Genomic DNA, 22277 nt, shown 5'->3' with positions numbered 1-22277 from the left:
CCGGTACCTCGGGTGCGGCGGCGGGGCCCGGGCCCGGGCGATGATCGTCCGATGCTCGGGGTGGTGGTGGTCAACTACGGGTCCAGCGGCCTGCTGCGGCGCAACCTCGCCGCGGCCGGTCCGCTCGGGCCCGACGTCCGTGTCGTGGTCGTCGACAACCTCAGCACCGTGCAGGAGCGGGCGGCGGTGGGGGAGCTGGCCGCCGCGCACGGCTGGGAGCTGGTCGGCCTGCCGGACAACCGGGGCTTCGGGGTCGCGTCCAACGCCGGCATCGCCCGCGCCCGGGAGCTGGGCTGCGTCACCTTCTGCTGCCTCAACCCCGACGCCTCGGTGACCCCGGAGGTGCTCGCCGCGCTGCGCGCGGCGAGCCTCGCCGAGCCGCGGGCCCTCCTGGCCCCCCGGATCGTCGACTCCTCGGGCGCCACGGTCTTCGCCGGGTCCACCGTCGGGCTGCGGGACGGGCGTACCGGCGCCCCCGGCAGCCCCGCCCGGTCGACGGGGCCGGTCGAGGACTGGCTGACCGGGGCCTGCCTGGTCGTGTCGGCGGAGATGGTGGACCGGCTGGGCGGGTTCGCCGAGGACTACTTCCTCTACTGGGAGGACGTCGACCTCAGCCACCGGGCGCTGGCGGCCGGCGGATCCCTCGTGGTCCGCTCCGACCTGGTCGCCGTGCACGACGAGGGCGGCACGCAGGGCGAGCGGGAGGGGACGGCGAAGTCCGACCTCTACTACCGCTACAACTGCCGCAACCGCCTCGTCTTCGCCGCCCGCAACCTGCCCCGGCGCCAGGTGCTCGGGTGGCTGGTGCGCACCCCGCGGGTCAGCTGGGAGATCCTGCTGCGCGGCGGGCGCCGGCAGCTGCTGCGGTCGCCGCGACCACTGCTGGCCGTGCTCCGCGGCAGCCTGGAGGGTGCGGGCGTCGCCCTCGCCGCCCTGGTCCGCCGGCCCTCCTCCCCGCCCGTTGGGGGGAGGCGCGCGCCGGTTCCGCGGTGATGGGATGGACGCGTGACCGTTGCGACCGCGTCCCCCGCGACTCCCGGGACGACCGCTGAGGGCCGGGTGCCGGTCACCGTCGCCGTGCCCACCTTCCGCCGTCCCGAGGACCTGCGCGATCTCCTGCCGCGGGTGCTCGAGCACGCGGCCGGGGTGACGGCCGCCGGCGGACATGCCGTCGACGTCCTCGTCGTCGACAACGACCCGGCGCGCAGCGCCGCGGCCGTGGCGGCCGCCGTGCCCGGCGTGCGGTACGTGGCCGAGCCCACGCCCGGGATCGCCGCGGTGCGCAACCGCGCGCTCGACGAGGCGGCCGGCTCCCGGCTGCTGGTCTTCATCGACGACGACGAGCGACCCCTCGCCGGCTGGCTCGAGACGCTGCTGGCCACCTGGGCCGCGTCGGAGGCCGCGGCGGTCGTGGGCCGGGTGTCGGCCGAGTTCTCCGGCCCCGTCCACCCGTGGGTCGTCGCCGGCGGGCTGTGGGACCGACCGCGGATGCCGACCGGCACCCCGGTGCCGGTCGCCGCGACGGGCAACCTGCTCCTCGACCTGGAGCAGGTGCGCGCCTCGGGCACGCGGTTCGAGTCGGCGCTCGGGCTCGGCGGCGGGGAGGACAACCTCTTCAGCAGGTCGCTGGTGGCGGCGGGACGGCAGCTGGTCTGGTGCGACGAGTCCGTCGCCGTCGACCGCGTGCCGGCCGAGCGGCTGACCCGCCGGTGGCTGCTCACCCGGGCCTGGAGCCACGGGAACACCGCCGCGCTCGTGGAGCTGCGGCTCGCCGGCGGCGCCGGGGCGCGCCTGCGGGTCCGTGCGCGCGCGCTCGGCGGCGGGCTGCTGCGGCTGGGCGGTGGCGCGGCGCGCTGGACGCTGGGCGCTGCGGTCCGCTCGGACCGGCACCAGGCCCGCGGCGCCCGTGCGGCGTTCCGCGGGGCCGGCATGGTCGGGGGAGCGCTCGGGGTGGTCTACGAGGAGTACGCCCGGCAGGGGCGGCGCTGGCGGCTGGCGCGGGTGGCGGCGCGATGACGCCGTCGGCCGGGAGCGTGCTGCGGGCCGCCCGCCGGGGCGCGCTGACGGCGGGCCGCCGCACCGCGGGGCGCGCGGTCGGCTCCGTCGTCGAGGTGCGCACGGCCGACCCCGTCGTGGCCCTCACCTTCGACGACGGGCCCGAACCGGGTGGGACCGACCGGGTCCTCGCCGCCCTGGCCGACGCCGGGGCCACCGCGACCTTCTTCGTGCTGCTGACTCGCGTGCGTCGGCACCGGGGCCTGCTCGACGAGCTGGTCGCCGCCGGGCACGAGGTCGCGCTGCACGGCGTGGACCACCGCGCCCTCCCCGATCTGCCGCCCGGGGAGGTCGCGCCCACGCTCCGCGCCGGCCGCGCCGAGCTCGAGGACGCCGCCGGTCGTGCCGTGCGCTGGTACCGGCCGCCGTACGGGCGGCAGACCCCGCGCACCTGGCGCGCGGCCACCCGGGCCGGGCTGACCCCGGTGCTGTGGGGGCCGACGACCTGGGACTGGCGTGAGGCGACCCACGAGCAGCGGCTGGCCAAGGCGCGAGAGGGCGCCCGCCGCGGCGCGGTCGTGCTGGCCCACGACGGCTTCGCCGGCCCCGAGGACGGCGCGTTCGACGGTCCGGCGCCGGACCTGGACCGCGGCCGGCTGGTCACCGACGTGCTCGCCGGGTACGCCGCCGACGGGTTGCGCGCCCGCTCGCTCGGGGAGGTCCTGGACGCCGGGACCGCCGTCCGCGAGGCGCGCTTCAGCCGCTGACGGCGGCGCGCAGGCCGGCCGGGTTCAGCGGCGCAGGGCGGCGCCCGCCCGCCGGTAGGCGGCCGCGTGCGCCCGGCCCGCGTCGACCCACTCGCGCCGGGACAGGTCCGGCGGGGCCGCCGGGGGCTGCGCGCGCAGCCGTGCGAGCGTCCCGGTCAGGTCGTCCCCGCTGAGCGGCGGGCGGAAGGTGTGGACCCAGCCGGGGCCCACCTCCTGGGCGAGCCGGCGGTTGGCCGCGTTGTCCGGCACCAGCACCGGGGTGTCCAGCGACAGCGCGGCCAGCGCGCCCCCGGAGTTGTGCATCTCCCGGTAGGGCAGCACCACCAGCTCGGCCTCGGAGACCTCGGCCACCAGCTCGGCGTCGGTCAGGAAGTCCAGGGCCAGCGTGATCCGCGGGTCCGGTCCGGCCGCCGACCGCAGCCGCGTCGCCAGCTCGGCCGAGGTCGGCCGGCCGGCGACGCGCAGGGTGAGCTCGTCGTCGGTCGTCTGCCGGAAGGCGTCGATCAACCCGTCCACGCCCTTGTAGTGCCGCACCTGGCCGACGAAGGACAGCCGGCCCCGGCGGCGCTCCCGCCGGGGGTGCGGCGCGTACCAGTCGCGGTAGTGGCCGTGCACGACCGTCTCGACCGGCGTGCCGCCGTCGAGCTCGGTGGTCTCGTTGATCCGGATGCGCAGCGTCGTCCAGCGCTCGGCCCAGCGCAGCAGCGCGACCTCGCGGCGGGAGATGCCCGCCGGCAGCTCGAGGTTGTGGACGGTCCGGACCAGCGGCCGGCGGGTGAGCCTCAGCCGGAGCAGGAAGAGGGCGAACAGCACCTGGCGGACGGCCTTCTTGACCGGGCTCGCCCCGTCGACCAGCACCTCGGGCCAGTGGGCGTGGAATGCGTCGTACCGGGCGGTCAGCGCGCGCCGCCAGGTGAAGGTCAGCACCCGGGTGCCCGGCACCTCGTCGAGGGCGTCCCGGAGCATGACGACGTAGGGGTTCGTGGTCGGCCGCGGTTCCGGGAACGACTGCAGCACGGTGAACGGCCGTCCGTCCGGCGGACTGCTCTGCACGGGATCTCCAGGAGCCTGAGGAACGACCCCGGCGGGGTCGGGCGGACCCGTCCATCCTGCCGCTCGGAGCGCCGCCGGTCCTCGCCCCTTGGGGTGAGCGACCGCCGCCGACCGGGCCCTTCCGGCACCGGGCCGTGCTTGTATGCGATCGCTCCCGAGGCCGGTGCGGCCGCGGTCCCGGACGAGAGACAGCGATGCCCACCCACGACCTCGGCACCCGCGCGGCACGGGGGATCGTGGTGTCGGTGGCCGGCCAGGGCCTCCGGATCGGCATCCAGGTCCTCTCCGTGCTCCTGCTCGCCCGCCTGCTGGCGCCCGGCGACTACGGCCTGCTCGCGATGGTCGTGGCCGTGATCGGCGTCGCCGAGGTCTTCCGCGACCTGGGACTGACCACGGCCGCCATCCGCGCCCGGCAGCTCTCGGCGGCGCAGCGGACCAACCTCTTCTGGATCAGCACCGCGCTGGGGGCGGTGCTCTCGACCGCGGCGTTCCTCGCTGCGCCGCTGGTCGCGGCGCTGTTCGACCGGACCGAGCTCGAGGACATGACACGGGCGCTGGCCTGGGTGTTCGTGCTCAGCGGGGTCGCCGCCCAGTACCGGGCGGACCTGACCCGCCGGATGCGGTTCGGGGTCCTCGCCCTGGCCGACGTGCTGGCGCCGCTGGCCGGCCTCGGGGTGGCCCTCGCTCTCGCTCTCGGCGGCGCCGGGTACTGGGCGCTGGTCACCCAGCAGCTGGTCCAGTACGGCGTCATGACCGTCGCGGTGGTCGTCGCGGGCCGCTGGCTGCCCGGCCGGCCGTCCCGCCGGACCCCGATGGACGACCTCCTGCGCTTCGGGGCCGGCCTGGTCGGCATCGAGCTGATCGGCTACGCCGGCCGCAACGCCGACAGCCTGCTGATCGGCGCCCGGTTCGGCGCCACCGACCTGGGTCTCTACAACCGCGTCCACCAGCTGCTGATGGTGCCGCTCGGGCAGCTGCGCGTGCCGACGACGCAGGTGGCGCTCCCGGTGCTCGGCCGGCTGCAGGACGACGAGCGACGGTGGGCGGAGTTCGTCCGCCGGGGCCAGCTCGCGCTCGGGTACACGTTGGTGGCCGGGCTGGGGATCGTCGTCGGGACGGCCGGCCCGGTCGTCGCCGTGTTCCTGGGGGACCGGTGGACCGAGACGGTGCCGCTGCTGCGGTGGCTGGCCGTCGGCGGGGCCTGCCAGACGCTGGCCTTCGTCGGTTACTGGGTCTACCTGTCCCGCGGGCTGACCGGTGCCCTGACCCGCTTCTCGCTGTTCGAGACCGGCGTCCGGCTGGTCGCCATCGCCGTCGGCAGCGCGTGGGGTGTCGTCGGCCTGGCCGCCGGGTTCGCGCTCGCGCCGGCCCTGACCTGGCCGATCAGCCTGTGGTGGCTGTCCCGCCTGGCCCCGATCCCGCGTGCCCAGCTGGTGGCCGGCGCGCTGCGGGTCCTGACGGTCACCGGGGTCGTGGCCGCGGCGTCGGCGGGGGTGACCGCGCTGCTGGGGGATGCCCCGGCGCCGCTCGTCCTCGTCCTCGCCGCCGGCGCAGGTGCCGCCGCCTACCTCGCGATCACCGTCTGGGGCCCGTTCCGCGCCGACCTCCGCGAGGTCCGGTCCGCGGTGCGCGAGGGCCTCCGCGGCCGACGGGCCCCGGCGCCGGAGCCCGGCTCCTCGCCCGACCCCGGCGCCGTGGCGGCGGTGCCGGCCGCGGCCGGGCTGCCGGTCGCCGCGTCCTCGGTCGCCGGTGCGGGGGAGGCGTCGTGCCCGGCCCGCTGATCGACCTCCTCGTCCCGCTCGCCGGCGCTGCGCTCGTGGTCGCCGCCGGGACCCTCCTGCTGCGGCGCAGCCCCCGGCTGGCCCTCGTCGTCTGGCTGGTCGTCCTCTGCTTCGTCCCCGTGTGGGCCGGATCGGACCTGGGCCTGCCGCAGGAGCCGCAGGTCGCGGCCACCCTGGGTCTGCTCGTCGCGCTGCTGTCGCTGCGCGGGTCGCTGCCGGTGCGGCTCACGGTCGTCGACCTGCTGGTCATGGGGTTCGTGGTGTCGGCGCTGCTGCCGGTCCTGACCGGGTGGGGCACCTCCCGGGAACTGGACGTCCTGGTCCTGCGCTGGGCCGGCGCCTACGCCCTGGGGCGGGTGGTCGGCCGGCGGGTGCGTCCCGAGCACGTCTACACGGCGGTCGCGGTGTGCTTCACCGTGGTCGCCGCCCTGACCCTCCTCGAGTGGCTCACCGACTGGAACCCCTTCCTGCTGGTGCCGGGGGAGGGACCGCTCGCCGACACCTGGGCCTGGATCCAGGAGCGGGGCGGGGTGGCCCGCGCGGAGGGGGCGTTCGGCCACTCCATCGCGCTCGGCGGGAGCCTGGCCCTCGCCGTGCCGATGGTGCTGGTCAGCCCGCTGCGGGTGCCCGTGCGCATGGCGATGGTGGTGCTGCTGGGCGCTGCGTCCGCGGTGACCTTCAGCCGGATCGGGCTGGGCACCCTGACCCTCGGCCTGCTGCTCGTCGTGGTCTTCCTGCGGACAGGGCTGTCGCGCCGGATGCGGGCGCTGGTCGCTGGCGGCCTGGTCGCCGGCGCCGCCGCGGCCGCGCCGCTGGTCAGCACGGTGTTCGAGGCGGCCGGCGACGAGGCGACGGGCAGCGCGGACTACCGCAGCGACCTGCTGGACCTGCTCGGCCAGGTGCGCCCGCTGGGACTGTCGCCCTCCTACTTCCTCGCGGCGACGGGCGAGTCCTCGTTCGGCACGTTCCGCTCCATCGACAACGCGCTGCTGCTGGCCGGGCTGAACTACGGCTGGATCCCGCTGCTCTTCGTGCTGGCCGCGCTCGCCGTCGCCGTCGGGGCCGTGCTGCGCCGCCGCGCGACCGCGGCCACCATCGCCGTCGTCGCGCAGCTGCCCGCGCTGGGCACGGTCGCCCTGATCACCCAGTACGCCTCCTGGCTGTGGTTCGTCGCCGGGCTGGCGGTGGCCACCCAGGTGCTCGCCACCGCGGGACGCCCGGACGGCGACCTGCGCGAGGACGCTCCGGGACCGGTCCCGGAGGAGCGCCGCGAGCCGTCACTCCTTGTGGGGAGCAGGGGCGAGATCGGTCGCCGGGGCCATTACCGTTCGGACGAGGCGTGACCGTGCAGGCCGCCGCTGCGGGGGGAGAGACAGACGTGGGTTTCGTCGGATACCTGATGCTGCTGCGCCGACGTGCGTGGGGCGTGGCCGCCTCGGTCGTCCTCGGCGTGGGCTCCGCGCTGGTGCTGAGCTTGCTGGCGACCCCGGTCTACACGTCGACCGCAACGCTGTTCTTCTCGCTGCAGAACGGGGACACCGCCAGCGACCTGGCCCAGGGCGGCACGTTCACCCGCGATCAGATCGCCTCCTACGCCACCCTGGCGACGACGCCCACGGTGCTGGACCCGGTGATCGAGCGGCTCGACCTCGACGTCGACGCGGTGGACCTGGCCGGCCGGGTGTCGGCCGCGGCGCGCAACGAGACGGTGGTGCTCGAGATCTCCGTGGACGACACCGATCCCGAGCAGGCGGCCGCCATCGCCCGCGCCGTCTCCGATCAGCTGATCGTGGCCGTCGAGGACGTCGCGCCGGAGGACTCCGAGGGCCGGACCACCGCGCGGGTGACCACCGTGAGCCCCGCGCAGGTGCCGACGGCGCCGTCCTCGCCCGACACCGCGTTGAACGTCCTCGCCGGCCTGGTCGGCGGTGTCGCCCTGGGCCTGCTGTACGCCTGGCTGTGCGAACGCCTGGACAACCGGGTGCGCTCCGCCGAGGACCTCGAGCGGATCACCGACCTGCCGCTGCTGGCGACGCTGGACACCCCGCCCGGCGCGGACGGTCGCCGCGACCTCGTGGTCGTCTCCGCGCCGCGCAGCGCCGCCGCCGAGGCGATCCGGTCGCTGCGCACCGCCGTGCAGTTCACCGCCCGTCCCGGGCAGTCGCTGACGCTGCTCGTCACCTCTGCCAACTCCGCGGAGGGCAAGTCCACCGTCGCGGCCAACCTGGCCGTCTCGCTGTCGGAGACCGGGCTGCGGGTCGCGCTCGTCGACGCCGACCTGCGCCGGCCCTCGGTCGCCCAGGTCTTCGACCTCGAGGGCGCGGCCGGCCTCACCACGGTGCTCATCGGGCAGGCCGAGCTCGACGACGTGCTCCAGGAGTGGGGTGCCTCCGGCCTGCACGTGCTGGCCACCGGTCCGCTGCCGCCCAACCCGAGCGAGCTGCTCTCGTCGCCGGGCATGGCCGAGGTGCTCGAGCGGCTGGGCCGGACCCACGACGTCGTCCTCGTCGACGGCGCGCCCCTGCTCCCGGTGACCGACTCCTCCATCGTGGCGCGGCTCGTGTCGGGCACGATCGTGGTCGGCGACGCCAGCCGTACCCGCCGGCCGGCGCTGGTTCGCGCGCTCGGCATCCTGGACCGGGTGGAGGCGCGCGTCGTGGGCGTGGTCCTGACCCACGTCCGCCAGCGGGCCGCCGAGGTCTACGGCTACGAGCCGCTGGAACCGGCGGAGGACGCCGAACCCCTGCTGTCCCGGCTGCGCCGCCGGGGTCGGGTCGCCCTGACCCTGCTCGCCGGCCGGTCCGGGCAGGCCGCGACCGCCGAGCCCGAGCAGGAGCCGGTCGCCGTGCCGCGGCCGACGACCACCGCGGGTCGGTGACCGGACCGACCCGGAGCGCGCGCGGCGAGGCCGCCGCCGCGGGGGTCGGGCTCCTCGTCGTCTGCACCGCGAACGTCTGCCGGTCCCCGGTGGCCGCGGCGCTGCTGGCGTCCCGGCTGGCCGAGGCGGGCGTCGTCGTGACCAGCGCCGGCACCCGCGCGCTGGACGGGGAGCCGGTGGACCCGCCGATGGCGGCGCTGCTCGAGACCGCCGGCCTGCCGGTCGGCCGCACGGCCGCCCGGCAGCTGCGGCCGGACCTCGCGCGCGGTGCCGCGCTCGTGCTGACCATGACCAGGGAGCACCGTTCCGCGGTCGTCCGGGAGGCGCCCGCGGCCGTCCGGCGCACCTTCCTGCTGACCGAGGCAGCGCGGATCGCCGAGTCCCTGGCCGCCACCGGATGGCCCGCCGAGGCGGGCACGGATCCCGGCAGCCGCCTGGCCGCGATCCCGTCGCTGGCCGCGCCGCACCGTGCCGCTGCTGCGGCGGCCGAGGAGGTGCCCGACCCGTACCGGCGCTCGGCAGCGGACTACTGGGCCTCGTACGCCCTCATCGCCGACACCGTCGACCGGCTGGTCCGCGCGGTCGGCTGAGCCGGGGGCGGGCGGGGACGCCGCGACGCTCGACGGGCTCAGGCGGAGACGTCGGCGGTGGAACGGCCGGGGAGCACCGCGTCCCGGAGCGCCGCCGCGTAGGCGGGCAGGGAGAAGCGGGCCCGGGCGTCGGCGCGACCGGCCGCGCCCAGCGCGGTGGCCAGCTCGGTGTCGGTCAGGAGCCGGAGGACGGCGTCGGCCAGCGCACGCGGGTCGTCGGGGCGCACGAGCAGGCCCGTCTCGCCGTCCCGGACGACCTCGGGGAGCCCGCCCACCGCGGAGACCACCACCGGGCGGCCGTGCAGCATGCCCTCGACCGCGACCAGCCCGAAGGGCTCCACACGCGAGGGGACGAGGACGACGTCGGCGGCGGCGACGTGCGGAGCCGGATCGCAGAACCCGGTGAACACGGTGGCGTCGGCGACGCCCAGGTCCCGCGCCTGGACCCGCAGCCCCTCCTCGACGTGCTCGTAGCCGGGGTAGCTGTCGCCGACCAGGGTGAGCGTCACGTCGTGCCCGGCCTCCCGGACCAGCGCGGTGGCGGCGACGGCGACGTCCTGCCCCTTGCGCTCGGACAGCCGGCCGACCACGACGAGGCGGCGCGGCCCGGCCGCGGCGGGGGCGGTGGTGGCCGGCGGCTGCGGCTCGCGCACGCCGTTGTGCACCACGCGGGTCCGGCGGGCGATCCGGTCGCCCAGCGCCGAGCGGATCCAGCCCAGGCAGTCACGGCTGTTGGCGACGACCGCCTGCGCGGCCCACAGGGGCGACAGCAGCACGGTGCTGGCCAGCCGGGGCCACTGCGGCTCGCTCTCGTGCACGTGGCAGACGACCCGGACCCCGGCCAGCCGCCCGGCGAGCAGCCACTGCGGCGCGGCGACGGTGCTGACGTACAGGACGGCGGGACGTTCCCGGCGCAGCCAGCGGGTCTGCGCGCCCAGCGACCGCAGGAACCGCACGCCGAAGACCAGCACCCGCCATGGGGAGCGCAGCTCCACCTTGCGCAGCACGGGGAACGGCCGCAGGAGGTGCGCGACGTCCCGCTCGGCGAGCGCGTCCACCAGCGGCCCCGGCTGCGGCAGGACCGCGAGGACGCCCGGCGCGAACGCCGCCACGCCCTCGAGGAACATCCGGTCGCTGCCGTACAGGTCGGTGTGCGGGTGGACGGCGATGACGTCCCACCCGCTGCCGCGGGTGGCCACGCTCAGCGGTTCTTCGCGGTGGCGCTGCCCAGGACGCGGGTCTTGATCCGGACCGCCCGGTCGTAGTGCCGCGCGAACGTCCGCTTGAACACCCCGGCCGCCTCCGGTGCCCAGCCGGTGGTGCGCGCGACGACGCTGCCCTCGGGCACCAGCTCGTAGGCGTAGGTGGCGATGGACTTGCGGGTCACCCCCGGCGGAAGGCTCATCCGCGCGAACCCGTGGTAGGTCCGGTCGTCGGTGACCATGATCAGGCCGCGGTTGAACAGCGGCTCGATCGCGCGGGTCTCGCCGTCGGCGCCGTTCTTCACCAGGAGCCGGCCGTCGTACTCGGGCCGCCAGTCCTCGTTGAGGTAGAGCAGGACGTTGAGCGTGCGCTTCCAGTCCGGGTGCAGCGGGTGCATGTTGAAGTCGACGTGGGTGTCGAGGAACCCGCCGTCCCCGCTCTGGTGGAAGCCGCCACCGTGGAAGGCCGGGTCGACGAACAGCTCGGTACCGGTCAGCGTCGAGATGAAGCGCTGGAACTCCGGGCCCATCAGCGCGTCGTAGAAGGCGCGACTCGTGGGGCCCTGCTCCGCGACGCTGGACAGCTCGTGCTTGTTGCCGAAGACGTAGTCCCGCGAGCGCGGCATCGCGTCCGGCGCCGGGAACTCGGCCAGCAGTGCCCGCGCGGTCGCGGTGTCGAGGAAGTCGTCGATCACCAGCAGGGGGAAGGGGGAGGCCGTCCGGAACCGTTCGGCGAGCTCCTCGGCCCGGTCGATCCATGCGTTGAACATCGAGCTACTCCCTGCTGGGCGACGTGCGCCACGGTCCTCCTGGCGCGCGAGGACGGGCCTCGCGGAGCCCGGACGGTAGCCCCGCCGGGGACCCGGTCACCACGGTCGCTGACCCCTTCGGGTGGGGCCGGGCGGGCCCCCGGGCGGCGCCCGGCCCCCGCACCGCCCCGATGGGGTGAGGCGTCCTCCGCGAGACCCCCGGTGCGGTCGCGAGCGGGGGAGACTCCCGGGACCCGACACCCGAGGACACCGGAGGACCCCGTGCTGCAGGACGACGTGGTGGCCGAGCAGGCGGTGCCCGCGGCCGCGCCGGCGCTGCGTCCGGCGCCGGGGGAGACCGTCGCCGACACCGTGCGCCGCCTGGTCGTGGCGCAGAAGGGGGCGAAGGGTGCGCCCGCCTACGGCCGCTTCGTCAACCGCCCGCTGGGCCGGGTGCTGGCCGCGCTCGCCTTCCACCGCGGGATGACGCCCGACGGGGTCACCGCCCTGAGCGCCACCGCCACCTTCTCCGGCATCGCCGCGATCGCACTGGCGCCGCACTCCGTGTGGACCGGCCTGCTCGTCGCCGCGGCCCTGGTGCTCGGGTACGCCCTCGACTCCGCCGACGGCCAGCTGGCCCGGCTCCGCGGTGGCGGCTCCCCGGCGGGCGAGTGGCTGGACCACATGGTCGACGCCGCCAAGATCGGCTCCCTGCACCTCGCGGTGCTGGTGGGCCTGTACCGCGACGGCGACCTGGACGACCGCTGGCTGCTGGTCCCGCTCGCCTTCTCCCTCGTCGCCGTCGTGCACTTCTTCGCCACGCTGCTCAACGAGGCGCTCCGGGCCGGGCACGGGGCGGTCACGCGAGCCGCCCCGACGGGGGAGCGGCCGAGCGTCGTCCGCTCCCTGGTCGTGCTGCCCACCGACTACGGGGTGCTGTGCCTGGTCTTCGCGCTGCTGGGTTCCACCACCTGGTTCCTCGCCGGCTACGGCGTCCTCCTGGCCGGGACGGCCGGGTACCTGCTGCTGGCGCTCCCGCGCTGGCGCGGGGAGATGAGCCGCCTCGGCCCTCGCCCGGCAGGCGCCTGAGCGCACCTCCCTTCGGGTGAACCCACCCCGGGAGATGGTGACGCAGCGTCATCTCCCCTGGTCGACTGGGCCTTCCAGCGACAACGGGGGATGGACATGACGCTGATCGGCTACGCACCGGGTGCCTACGACCTGTTCCACATCGGGCACCTGAACATCCTGCGGCACGCGGCCGAGCACTGCGACCGCCTGATCGCCGGCGTCGTGTCCGACGAGATGCTCCTCCGGACGAAGGGCCGGCTGCCGGTCGTGCCGCTCGCGGAGCGGATGGAGATCGTGCGCAGCCTCCGCTTCGTCGACGACGTCCACGCCGAGGTGGTCCCCGACAAGCTCGACACGTGGCGCGAGGTGCGCTTCGACGTGATCTTCAAGGGCGACGACTGGCGGGGCACCGCCAAGGGCGCGACGTTGGAGCGCGACTTCGCCCGGGTCGGAGTCGAGGTCCGCTACTTCCCGTACACGATGCACACCTCCAGCACGGTGCTGCGGCGCGCGCTCGACCTGCTCGAGGGGGTCGCCCCGGCTCCCGCCGCCGCCGTCCGTCGCGGAGCCGGCCGGTGACACCTCCCGTCCGGCGCGGGACGGCCGGCACCGGCCGATGACCGCGACCGACGTGGGGGCCCGGGTGCCGGGCGCGCCGGGTGCCGGACCCGTCCCCGCCGGACCGATCCGCGACGTCGCGCGGTTGCGGGCCCTCGACGGGCTGCGGGGCGTGGCGGCGCTCGTCGTCGTGGTGCACCACCTGCTGCTGGTCCTCCCGGCCGTCTCCGACGTCGTCGACGTCGACGGCACGGGGGCGGAGCAGCCCACGGCCTGGTCGGCGCAGTGGTGGCTGGCCCGGACCCCGCTGCGGCTGGTCTGGGCCGGCGAGGAGGCGGTGCTCCTCTTCTTCGTGCTCAGCGGCCTGGTCCTGACGCTGCCCGTGCTGCGCGGCTGGGGCCGCCGCGACTGGATGTCGTACTACGCGCGGCGCCTGGTCCGGCTCTACCTGCCGGTGTGGGCCGCGGTGGTGTTCGCCCTCGGCCTGGCGCTGGCCGTGACGCGCGACGTGACGGCGGAGAGCGGCTGGATGGCGATCCACCGCCCTCCGACCCTGCGGGCGCTCGCCTTCGACGGCACGCTGCTGTTCGGCACCTCCAACCTCGACAGCCCGCTGTGGTCACTGCGCTGGGAGGTCTGGTTCTCGCTCCTGCTGCCGCTGGTGGTGGCACTGGTCTGCGCGATCCGGATCGGCCGGTGGTGGCCCGCCGTCGTCACCGGGCTGGCGCTCGGCTCGGCCGCGGCGCGGCTGCCGGGCGTGGGGGAGGGCCTGCCGGCCGGTGAACTGGTGCAGGGCCTGCTGACCTACCTGCCCGTCTTCGGCATCGGCGTCGTCCTCGCCTCGGCGCTGCCCGAGGTGACCGCGCTGGCCGCCGGCGTCGGCGCCGCGGGGCGGGCACGTCCGGCCGCGCTGTTCGCCGCCGCCCTCCTGCTCACGGTCGCCCCCGCACTGGGGGACGCCGGCACCGCGCCGGCCCCCACCGCCGTCGCGCTCCGTGCCGCCGGGTTGCTGGGCGTCGTGGGACTGATCCTCCTGGCCCTCGGCTGGCCTGCCCTGCGGCGGGGGCTGGAGCGGCGTCCCGTGCAGTGGCTCGGGAGCCGGTCGTTCAGCCTGTACCTGGTGCACGAGCCGCTGCTGGTCGCCGCGGCGCTGCTCCTGGGCGGACCGTCGGTGGCCCAGTGGGGCCTGGTCGCCGTCCCCGTGCTCCTGCTCGCCCTGGTCACCGCCGAGGTGTTCCACCGCGCCGTGGAGGGGCCGGCCCACCGGCTGGCCCGGCGGGTGGGGGAGTGGCCGCGCCGGCCCGCGGCAGCTGTCGCAGTCGCGGACTAACCTCGACTGCCGGGCCCCCGCCGCACTCGGCGGCACTCCGCGGGGGCCGGCGATCCTGTGGGAGTTCGATCTCGTGTCCCTGCGCGGCGTGCTCGACGTCGTCCTGACCGACCCCGGCCTGGCCCGGGTGGTGGCCGCGGCCGGCTCGGCCGGGATGGCGGTCACCGCCCCACCGCCGGTGCAGCCCCTGGTCGCGGCGGCGCTCGCCGCCCCGGCACCGGGGGCCGGCGTCCCCGTGCTGGTCGTCACCGCCGGTGAGCGCGACGCCGACGCGACCGCCGACCTGCTGCGCTGCTTCGTCCCCGGCCGCCGGGTCGAGGTCTTCCCCGCGTGGGAGACGCTGCCGCACGAGCGCCTGTCGCCGCGCGCGGACACCGTCGGCCGCCGCCTCGCCGTCCTCCGCGACCTGACCCACCCCGGCGACCGGCCGCCGGTCGACGTCCTGGTGGCGCCGGTCCGCAGCGTCCTGCAGCCGCTGGCCCCGGGCCTGGGCGACCTGACCCCGGTGGAGCTGCGGCCCGGCCAGGAGGCCGACCTCGACGACGTCGCCCGGGCGCTGGCCGATGCCGCGTACACCCGCGTGGAGCTGGTGGAGAAGCGCGGCGAGTTCGCCGTCCGCGGCGGTCTGCTCGACGTCTTCCCGCCGACCGAGCCGCACCCGGTCCGCGTCGAGTTCTGGGGCGACGAGGTCGACGAGCTGCGCTACTTCTCCGCCGCCGACCAGCGCTCCCTCGACGAGCGCCCCGAGCGCCTGTGGGCGCCGCCGTGCCGCGAGCTGCTGCTCACCGACGCCGTCCGCGCCCGGGCGGTGGAGCTGGCCACCGAGCACCCGGCGCTCGCCGAGCTGCTGGGCAAGCTCGCCGAGGGCATCGCCGTCGAGGGCATGGAGTCGCTCACCCCGGCGCTGCTGGGCGACGAGCCGATGCAGCTGCTCACCGACCTCGTGCCCCGCGGCACCCACGTGCTGGTGTGCGACCCCGAGCGGGTGCGCAGCCGCGCGGCGGACCTCGTCCGCACCGCCGAGGAGTTCCTCGCCGCCAGCTGGGCCACCGCCGCGGAGTCCGGCGAGGCGCCCCTGGACCTGGGGGCCTCCTCCTTCCGCGACCTCGAGGACGTCGAGTCCGCCGCCCGCGGCCGCGGGCTGCCGTGGTGGACGACGGGGTCGTTCACGCTCGCGGCGGAGGACGACGACACCCACGTCACCCTCGACGCCACGACCGTCGACCGGTTCGCCGGTGACGTGCCGAAGGCGATCGAGACGATGCGCGGCTGGCACCGGGAGGGGTGGCGGGTCGTCGTCACCTTCGCCGGTCCGGGCCCCGCCCAGCGCGCCGCCGACCAGTTCGCGGAGGCCGAGCTGGGCGCTTCGCTGGTGCCGGGCATCGAGTCCGCGCCGGAGCCGCGGCTGACCACGGTCACCCAGGGGAACCTGGAGTCGGGCTTCGCCTTCCCCGGCGTGGGGCTGGCGCTGCTGACCGAGCACGACCTCACCGGCTCGCGCGGCACCACGATGCGCGACGCGGTGAAGATGCCGGCCCGCCGCCGCAACGCCGTGGACCTGGTCCAGCTGCAGCCGGGCGACCTCGTCGTCCACGAGCACCACGGCATCGGCCGGTACGTGGAGATGATCAGCCGCACCGTCAACGGCGGGCAGCGCGACTACCTGATCGTCGAGTACGCGCCGGGCAAGCGGAACCAGCCACCGGACCGGCTGTTCGTGCCCACCGACTCCCTGGACCAGCTGACCCGCTACGTCGGCGGCGAGGCCCCGGCGCTGTCCAAGCTCGGCGGCGCCGACTGGCAGAAGACCAAGGGCCAGGCGCGCAAGGCGGTCAAGCAGATCGCCGCCGAGCTGATCCGCCTCTACTCCGCGCGGATGGCCACGAAGGGGCACGCCTTCGGCCCGGACACCGTCTGGCAGCGCGAGCTCGAGGACGCCTTCCCCTTCCAGGAGACGCCCGACCAGCTGGCCGCGATCGACGAGGTCAAGGGCGACATGCAGAACCCGGTCCCGATGGACCGGATCATCTGCGGCGACGTCGGCTACGGGAAGACCGAGATCGCCGTCCGTGCGGCGTTCAAGGCGGTGCAGGACGGCAAGCAGGTCGCCGTCCTGGTGCCGACGACGCTGCTGGCCAACCAGCACTTCAAGACGTTCTCCGAGCGGTTCGCCCAGTTCCCGGTGACCGTCAAGGTGCTGTCGCGGTTCCAGTCCGACGCCGAGAGCAGCGAGACGCTGCGCCAGCTGGCCGCCGGCGAGGTCGACGTCCTCGTCGGCACGCACCGGCTGCTGCAGCCGACCACCCGGTTCAAGGACCTCGGGCTGGTGATCGTCGACGAGGAGCAGCGCTTCGGCGTCGAGCACAAGGAGTACCTGAAGACGATGCGGACGGCGGTCGACGTCCTCTCGATGTCGGCCACCCCCATCCCGCGCACCCTGGAGATGTCGCTGACCGGCATCCGGGAGATGTCGACGATCCTCACGCCGCCCGAGGAGCGGCACCCGGTGCTGACCTACGTCGGCGCGTGGGAGGACAAGCAGATGGCCGCGGCGATCCGCCGGGAGCTGCTGCGCGACGGCCAGGTGTTCGTGATCCACAACCGGGTGCAGTCGATCGACAAGGCCGCGGCGAAGATCCGCCACCTGGTGCCCGAGGCCCGCGTCGCCGTCGGCCACGGGCAGATGAAGGAGCACGAGCTCGAGCGGATCATGGTCGGCTTCTGGGAGAAGGAGTACGACGTCCTCGTCGCGACCACGATCGTCGAGTCCGGCCTGGACATCCCCAACGCCAACACCCTGATCGTCGACCGGGCCGACACCTTCGGCCTCTCCCAGCTGCACCAGATCCGCGGGCGCGTCGGCCGTGGGCGGGAGCGGGCGTACGCCTACTTCACCTACGACCCGACGCGGACGCTGACCGAGACCTCCGTCGACCGGCTGACCACGATCGCGAACAACACCGACCTCGGTGCCGGCATGGCGGTCGCGATGAAGGACCTGGAGATCCGCGGGTCGGGCAACCTGCTCGGTGGCGAGCAGTCCGGGCACATCGCCGGCGTCGGCTTCGACCTGTACGTCCGGCTGGTCGGCGAGGCCGTGGCCGACTACCGCGCCCAGGTCACCGGCGAGGAGGCTCCGGCCGAGCCGGTCGAGGTCCGGGTCGACCTGCCGGTCGACGCGCACCTGCCGCACGACTACGTGCCCGGCGAGCGGCTGCGGATGGAGGCCTACCGCAAGGTGGCCTCGGTGCAGGACGACGAGCAGGCGCAGGCCGTGCTCGACGAGCTGACCGACCGGTACGGCGCCCCGCCGGCGCCGGTGCTGAACCTGCTCGCCGTCGCCCGGTTCCGGGTGGCGATGCGGTCGCTGGGCATCACCGAGGTGTCGCTGCAGGGCCGGGTCATCCGGGTCGGCCCGGTCGACCTGCCGGAGTCCAAGCAGATGCGGCTGGCCCGCCTGGCCGAGGGCGCGACGTACAAGGCCGCGGCGTCGACCATCTCGCTCAAGGTGCCCGTGGGCCCGGACCGGCGGACCCCGCTGCGCGACGTCGCGCTGCTGGAGAACCTGCACGCGACGCTGACGGCGGTGCTGGACCGGCCCGTCGCGGTCGCCTGAGCGGCGACGCCGGTCAGACGGCCGCGGCGGGGGAGGCGGCGGGGGAGAAGGACTTCAACCGCCGGGCCGGGACCCCGCCGTACACCCCGTAGGACTCGCAGCGACCGGCGACCACGGCGCCGGCGGCGATGATCACCTCGGCCTCGATGACGGCGCCGGGCAGGACGACCGCCCGGGCCCCGATCCACACCTTGTCGCCGATGGTCACCTCGCGGCCCTCGGCGCCGAAGGTCCACGAGCCCGTCTCGTCGATCGGGTGGTGGCTGGTGAGGATCATGACCTCGGGGCCGAGGTGGCACTCCCTGCCGATGACGACCGGGGCCACTGCCTCGATGGACACCCGGTGGTTCATGTAGGAACCGCGGCCGACGCGGAGGTTGGCGTGCACGCCGGAGAACCGGAAGCCGCGGCCGGGCGCGGCCTCCAGCCGGGCACCGGCCCAGCTCATCAGGCGCTGCCGCCACCGCTTCGGCGTGTACGAGCAGCCGGCCAGCTCGGCCAGGGCGACCGAGCGCAGCTTCTTCAGGTCCACGTCGATCATGGTGGCCGACGGGGCGCCCCCCGCGGATCCCTCGTCAGGAGGAGAACCGCGTCCGGTCCGCGTCGCCCGGCCGGCTGCGACGGCGATCACAGGGGGTGTGGGAGTCTCGCCGTCGTGCGCACGCGTCGACCCGCCGTCCTCGCCCTCGCCCTGCTGGCCGCCGTCGGCCTCGCGGGCTGCCGGACCTCCCCGAACGTCGCGGCCTACGTCGGCGACGAGACGGTGACCGTCGACGAGCTGGACCGGGCGGTCCAGGCCCACCGCGAGGACCCCGACGTCACCGCCGGCGAGGGCTCGGACTACCGCCGGACGATCCTCACCGAGCTGGTCCGCAGCGAGGTGTTCTCCTCCGCGGCCGAGCACTTCGGCGTCCCGCGCGACCCCGGCGGGCTGGAGGACCTGCTCACCCGGCTCCTCGGCGGCACGCCCCCCGAGGAGTACTTCGCCCAGGCCGGCGCGCAGGGCTACAGCCGGGAGGACGCCCTCGAGCGGGTCCGGCAGGTCGCCGTGCTGCAGGCCATCGCGGTGGCCGAGGGGGAGGCGGAGGAGCCGACCGAGAACTCGCTGCGCGCGACCTACCAGCAGCGCCTGGCCGAGCAGCCGGCGCAGCTGGACCTGGGTTACGTGAACGTCCCGGACCAGGAGACCGCGGACGCGGTGGTCGCCGCTCTGCAGGCCGACCCGGCGAGCTACGCCGCCGTCGCGCAGCCCTACCTCGACCAGGCGACGCTCCCGCAGCCGAAGACGGTCGCCGTCGAGGAGCTGACGTCGGAGCTGCCGCCCGACCTCGCCGCCCGGGTGGCGACCACGCCGCCGGGCACCGTCTTCGCCACCCCCGTCGAGCAGCTGCCCGGGGTGCTGGTCGTCGTCGTCGCCCCGGCGACCGTCCCGCCCTTCGAGGAGGTGCGGGCGCAGCTGGAGGCCGCCGCGACGAACGCGGCCGCGGACGCCGGGGCGGCCCTGCTCGCCGAGTACGAGGCGACCCTCGACATCGACGTGAACCCCCGGTACGGCTCCTTCGACGAGGGCGGCGTCGTCCGCTCCGAGGGCGGCGTGGTGCAGCTGCTCGGGACCGAGGACTGACGCCGGTGCCGGTCGCACTCGTCGTCACCACCAGTCCGCGGCTGCCCGGGCTCCTGGGCCCGGCGGGCTGGCGGGCCGTCGCCGCCGGTGGCGTCCTGGCCGCCGTCCCCGGGGCGGCCGCCACCGCGGCCGCGCTGCGCGCCGAGGGGTTCGCGGTGATCGACGTCCCGGACCTCGCCGCGGCCGCGGCGCTGCCCGGCGACGTGGTCTGCCTGGTCCCGGTGGGGGAGGAGCCCGGCGGCGCGCCCGTCGTCGCGGGCACCCCGGAGCCGGCCGGGGTGCGGCTGCTGGACGTCGTCACGGTGATGGACCGGCTGCGCTCGCCCGGCGGCTGCCCCTGGGATGCCGAGCAGACTCACGCCTCGCTGCGCGGGTACCTGCTGGAGGAGGCGCACGAGGCCTACGACGCGATCGTGGACGACGACGCCGCGGCCATGCGCGAGGAACTGGGCGACGTGCTGCTGCAGGTCGTCTTCCACGCCCGGGTGGCCGCCGAGGGCGGGCCCGACCGCCGGTTCGACGTGGACGACGTGGCCGGCGACCTGGTCGACAAGCTGGTCCGCCGGCACCCGCACGTCTTCGGGGACGCCGGGCCGCGGGACGTCGCGCAGGTCGAGGCGGGCTGGGACGAGATCAAGAAGGCGGAGAAGCAGCGCCGGTCCCCGACGGAGGGCGTCTCCCGCTCGCAGCCGGCAGCCTCCTGGGGTGCCGCGCTCGTGCGCCGGGCGGGGAGGGCGGGCCTGCCCACGCCGGCGCCGGCCGAGCTGACGACGGCGAGCCCCGAGGAGCTCGGGGAGCGGCTGCTCGCCGTGGTCGCCGCCGCGACGGCCCGGGGCTGGGACGTCGAGGACGCGCTGCGCGAGGCGGTCCGCCGCTACGCCGGGGAGCTCGACGCCGAGGCCGCGGCCCGCTCGTCGGACTGACGCCGCCGGGGCTCGCCGGGCCGGCGGGCGGCACCGACGAGGGTCACCACGTGGGCCACCGTCACGCTGAGCGCGACCAGCTCACCGCCGTCCTCGAGCGTGCCGAGGACACCGGCCCAGGAGCCGTCCCGGCCCATGGCGTGCACCTGGTCGACGACGATCCCGCAGAAGGCGTAGACGGCGACCGGCACGGCCAGGCGCAGGCTCGCCCTCTGCGTCTCCCGGTCGCTGCGCCGGTGCAGCGCCACGAGCCACACCAGCGGCGCGACCGCGAGCAGCCCCCACACGACCAGCTCGCCCAGGTCGTCGGCCCGGAGCCCCGCCACCCCGTCGGGCAGACCCAGCCCATCGGCGGCCCGGTCCCCGAGCGTCTCGTGCAGGCGGACGCTGTCGTCGACCAGGACGAGCGCGAAGACCGCGGCCCAGGCGGTCCACACCCGCGCCCCGCCGAGCCGCGACACGGTCAGGAGGAGCACCACCAGGACGAGCTGGTGCAGGTACCCGACGTACTCGACCAGTCCGCCGTCGGTCTCGAGGGACAGCGCGCCGTCGCCCGGACCCGCGCCGGGGGAGTCGACGGCGGCGGACGCCGCGACCAGCGCCACGTCCACGGCGAGCAGCACGACCAGCACCACGGGGGACAGCCGCAGGCCCCGCACCGACCAGCGCGCCGGCCCGTCCGGGTGCCCGGTCTGCGTCTCGGCGGTCATCTGCGGCTCCTCACCACCCCGGCGTCGGTGCCGGGCCTCGGGGGAGTGAAGGGAACGGACGGGCACAGGGCAAGGCGCCCCGCCGTCCTCCTCCTGGCGAGGGGCGCGAGCGGCGGGCCCGGGAGTCGTTACGCTGCCCCCCGTGGCCAGCATCGACGCAGTAGGCGCGCGCGAGATCCTCGACTCCCGCGGGAACCCGACGGTGGAGGTCGAGGTCGCCCTCGACGACGGGACGATCGCCCGTGCGGCGGTGCCCAGCGGCGCCTCCACCGGTGCCTTCGAGGCGGTGGAGCTGCGCGACGGCGGCGAGCGCTACGGCGGCAAGGGCGTGACCAAGGCCGTCGACGGCGTCCTCGACGTCATCGGGCCCGAGCTGGTCGGCTACGAGGCCAGCGAGCAGCGCCTGGTCGACCAGCGGCTGCTGGACCTCGACGGCACGCCGGACAAGTCGCGCCTGGGCGCCAACGCCATCCTCGGTGTCAGCCTGGCGGTGGCCCGGGCCGCCGCGGAGTCGGCCAGCCTGCCGCTGTTCCGCTACGTCGGTGGTCCCTCGGCGCACCTGCTGCCGGTGCCGATGATGAACATCCTCAACGGCGGCGCCCACGCCGACAGCAACGTCGACGTGCAGGAGTTCATGATCGCCCCGATCGGCGCGGCGACCTTCGCCGAGGCGCTGGCCGTGGGCACGGAGACCTACCACGCGCTGAAGTCGGTGCTGAAGGGCCGCGGACTGTCCACCGGCCTGGGCGACGAGGGTGGCTTCGCGCCGGACCTGCCCAGCAACCGCGACGCGCTGGACCTCATCGCCGAGGCCGTCGAGAAGGCCGGCTACACGGTCGGCACCGACATCGCCTTCGCGCTCGACGTCGCCGCCACCGAGTTCCACTCCGACGGCGGCTACGACTTCGAGGGCCAGACCCGATCGGCGGAGTACCTCACCGACTACTACCGCGAGCTGGTCGACGCCTACCCGATCGTCTCGATCGAGGACCCGCTGTCCGAGGAGGACTGGGACGGCTGGATCGCGCTGACCGCCGCCCTCGGGGACCGCGTGCAGCTCGTCGGCGACGACCTGTTCGTCACCAACCCCGCCCGGCTGGCCGACGGCATCGAGCGCAAGGCGGCCAACGCGCTGCTGGTCAAGGTCAACCAGATCGGCACGCTCACCGAGACCCTCGACGCGGTCAACCTGGCCCACCGCAGCGGCTACCGCTCGATGATGAGCCACCGCTCCGGCGAGACCGAGGACACCACGATCGCCGACCTCGCCGTCGCCACCGACTGCGGCCAGATCAAGACCGGCGCCCCGGCCCGCAGCGAGCGCGTCGCCAAGTACAACCAGCTGCTGCGCATCGAGGAGGAGCTCGACGACGCCGCGCGCTACGCCGGCGCGGCGGCCTTCCCGCGGCTGGCCGCTCGCGGCTGACCGC

The 22277-nt window shown here is 75.8% G+C and carries 19 protein-coding genes; 14 read left to right on the top strand and 5 right to left on the bottom strand.

All coding sequences use genetic code 11. From position 1 onward, the window contains the following. Positions 1-51 precede the first annotated feature (51 nt). Genes DQ240_RS10055 through DQ240_RS10045 form a run of 3 tightly spaced genes read left to right on the top strand, consistent with a single transcriptional unit; the run spans position 52 to position 2762 of the window. Entirely contained in the window at positions 52-993 is a 942-nt protein-coding gene (locus tag DQ240_RS10055; protein ID WP_147261972.1) for a glycosyltransferase family 2 protein, read from the top strand. Between the two features lie 12 nt (positions 994-1005). Then, positions 1006-2016: a glycosyltransferase family 2 protein gene (locus DQ240_RS10050; RefSeq protein WP_113839468.1), complete on the top strand. Its 1011-nt coding sequence runs from the start codon at positions 1006-1008 to the stop codon at positions 2014-2016. Continuing rightward, on the top strand, positions 2013-2762 hold the full coding sequence (locus DQ240_RS10045) for a polysaccharide deacetylase family protein (protein ID WP_113839467.1): 750 nt from the start codon (positions 2013-2015) through the stop codon (positions 2760-2762). Before DQ240_RS10050 ends, DQ240_RS10045 begins: the two co-directional genes overlap by 4 nt. Before the next feature lie 24 nt (positions 2763-2786). Here the strand turns inward: DQ240_RS10045 and DQ240_RS10040 are convergent, their stop codons facing one another. Next, positions 2787-3815, bottom strand: a complete 1029-nt coding sequence (locus DQ240_RS10040; RefSeq protein ID WP_199589224.1) for a glycosyltransferase — start codon at positions 3813-3815, stop codon at positions 2787-2789. Positions 3816-4009: 194 nt separating this feature from the next. Here DQ240_RS10040 and DQ240_RS10035 point away from each other — a divergent pair, with 194 nt between their 5' ends. From DQ240_RS10035 to DQ240_RS10020, 4 genes are read left to right on the top strand one after another with little or no spacing between them, the layout of a single operon-like run. Further along, positions 4010-5596: a lipopolysaccharide biosynthesis protein gene (locus DQ240_RS10035; RefSeq protein ID WP_113839466.1), complete on the top strand. Its 1587-nt coding sequence runs from the start codon at positions 4010-4012 to the stop codon at positions 5594-5596. Further along, positions 5581-6939 (top strand): hypothetical protein, encoded by a 1359-nt coding sequence (locus DQ240_RS10030; protein WP_113839465.1) that lies wholly within the window; start codon positions 5581-5583, stop codon positions 6937-6939. The genes DQ240_RS10035 and DQ240_RS10030 overlap by 16 nt, the downstream gene beginning before the upstream one ends. Before the next feature lie 35 nt (positions 6940-6974). Beyond that, positions 6975-8474 carry a polysaccharide biosynthesis tyrosine autokinase gene (locus DQ240_RS10025; protein ID WP_113839464.1) on the top strand — a complete coding sequence of 500 codons (1500 nt, stop codon included), beginning with the start codon at positions 6975-6977 and terminating at the stop codon, positions 8472-8474. Further along, the gene (locus DQ240_RS10020) at positions 8471-9064 is read left to right on the top strand and encodes a low molecular weight phosphatase family protein (RefSeq protein ID WP_113839463.1); all 594 of its coding nucleotides are present in this window, start codon (positions 8471-8473) and stop codon (positions 9062-9064) included. Before DQ240_RS10025 ends, DQ240_RS10020 begins: the two co-directional genes overlap by 4 nt. A 38-nt stretch (positions 9065-9102) precedes the next feature. Here the strand turns inward: DQ240_RS10020 and DQ240_RS10015 are convergent, their stop codons facing one another. Continuing rightward, positions 9103-10263 (bottom strand): glycosyltransferase family 4 protein, encoded by a 1161-nt coding sequence (locus DQ240_RS10015; RefSeq protein WP_199589223.1) that lies wholly within the window; start codon positions 10261-10263, stop codon positions 9103-9105. A 2-nt stretch (positions 10264-10265) separates the two neighbouring features. Then, positions 10266-11036: a 2OG-Fe(II) oxygenase gene (locus DQ240_RS10010; RefSeq protein ID WP_113839462.1), complete on the bottom strand. Its 771-nt coding sequence runs from the start codon at positions 11034-11036 to the stop codon at positions 10266-10268. A 261-nt stretch (positions 11037-11297) separates the two neighbouring features. Between DQ240_RS10010 and DQ240_RS10005 the strand changes: the two genes are divergently transcribed. The 4 genes from DQ240_RS10005 to mfd all read left to right on the top strand — a co-directional run bounded on the left by DQ240_RS10005 (position 11298) and on the right by mfd (position 17590). Then, entirely contained in the window at positions 11298-12104 is an 807-nt protein-coding gene (locus DQ240_RS10005; RefSeq protein ID WP_233498609.1) for a CDP-alcohol phosphatidyltransferase family protein, read from the top strand. Positions 12105-12200: 96 nt separating this feature from the next. Next, on the top strand, positions 12201-12665 hold the full coding sequence (locus tag DQ240_RS10000) for an adenylyltransferase/cytidyltransferase family protein (protein WP_113839550.1): 465 nt from the start codon (positions 12201-12203) through the stop codon (positions 12663-12665). Between the two features lie 37 nt (positions 12666-12702). After that, complete coding sequence (locus DQ240_RS09995; RefSeq protein ID WP_113839461.1) at positions 12703-13974, top strand: acyltransferase; 1272 nt, start codon at positions 12703-12705, stop codon at positions 13972-13974. Positions 13975-14047: 73 nt separating this feature from the next. Next, positions 14048-17590 (top strand): transcription-repair coupling factor, encoded by a 3543-nt coding sequence (gene mfd, locus DQ240_RS09990; RefSeq protein WP_113839460.1) that lies wholly within the window; start codon positions 14048-14050, stop codon positions 17588-17590. 13 nt (positions 17591-17603) lie between these two features. Here mfd and DQ240_RS09985 read toward each other — a convergent pair whose 3' ends face one another. Further along, the gene (locus DQ240_RS09985; RefSeq protein WP_158548629.1) at positions 17604-18122 is read right to left on the bottom strand and encodes a DapH/DapD/GlmU-related protein; all 519 of its coding nucleotides are present in this window, start codon (positions 18120-18122) and stop codon (positions 17604-17606) included. Positions 18123-18245: 123 nt separating this feature from the next. Between DQ240_RS09985 and DQ240_RS09980 the strand changes: the two genes are divergently transcribed. Next, complete coding sequence (locus DQ240_RS09980) at positions 18246-19214, top strand: peptidylprolyl isomerase (protein ID WP_158548627.1); 969 nt, start codon at positions 18246-18248, stop codon at positions 19212-19214. A 5-nt stretch (positions 19215-19219) separates the two neighbouring features. After that, on the top strand, positions 19220-20137 hold the full coding sequence (locus DQ240_RS09975; protein WP_113839458.1) for a MazG family protein: 918 nt from the start codon (positions 19220-19222) through the stop codon (positions 20135-20137). Here DQ240_RS09975 and DQ240_RS09970 read toward each other — a convergent pair. Further along, the gene (locus tag DQ240_RS09970) at positions 20089-20847 is read right to left on the bottom strand and encodes a hypothetical protein (RefSeq protein WP_113839457.1); all 759 of its coding nucleotides are present in this window, start codon (positions 20845-20847) and stop codon (positions 20089-20091) included. The genes DQ240_RS09975 and DQ240_RS09970 overlap by 49 nt on opposite strands. A 142-nt stretch (positions 20848-20989) precedes the next feature. On the opposite strand from DQ240_RS09970, the gene eno reads away from it, so the two are divergent. After that, positions 20990-22273, top strand: a complete 1284-nt coding sequence (eno, locus tag DQ240_RS09965) for a phosphopyruvate hydratase (RefSeq protein ID WP_113839456.1) — start codon at positions 20990-20992, stop codon at positions 22271-22273. Positions 22274-22277 lie beyond the last annotated feature (4 nt).

This window comes from Blastococcus sp. TF02A-26, assembly GCF_003319125.1.
In the GTDB taxonomy this organism is placed as follows: domain Bacteria; phylum Actinomycetota; class Actinomycetes; order Mycobacteriales; family Geodermatophilaceae; genus Trujillonella.
Note: the sequence above shows the minus strand (reverse complement) of the source record. Positions and strands in the feature narration are given on the sequence as shown.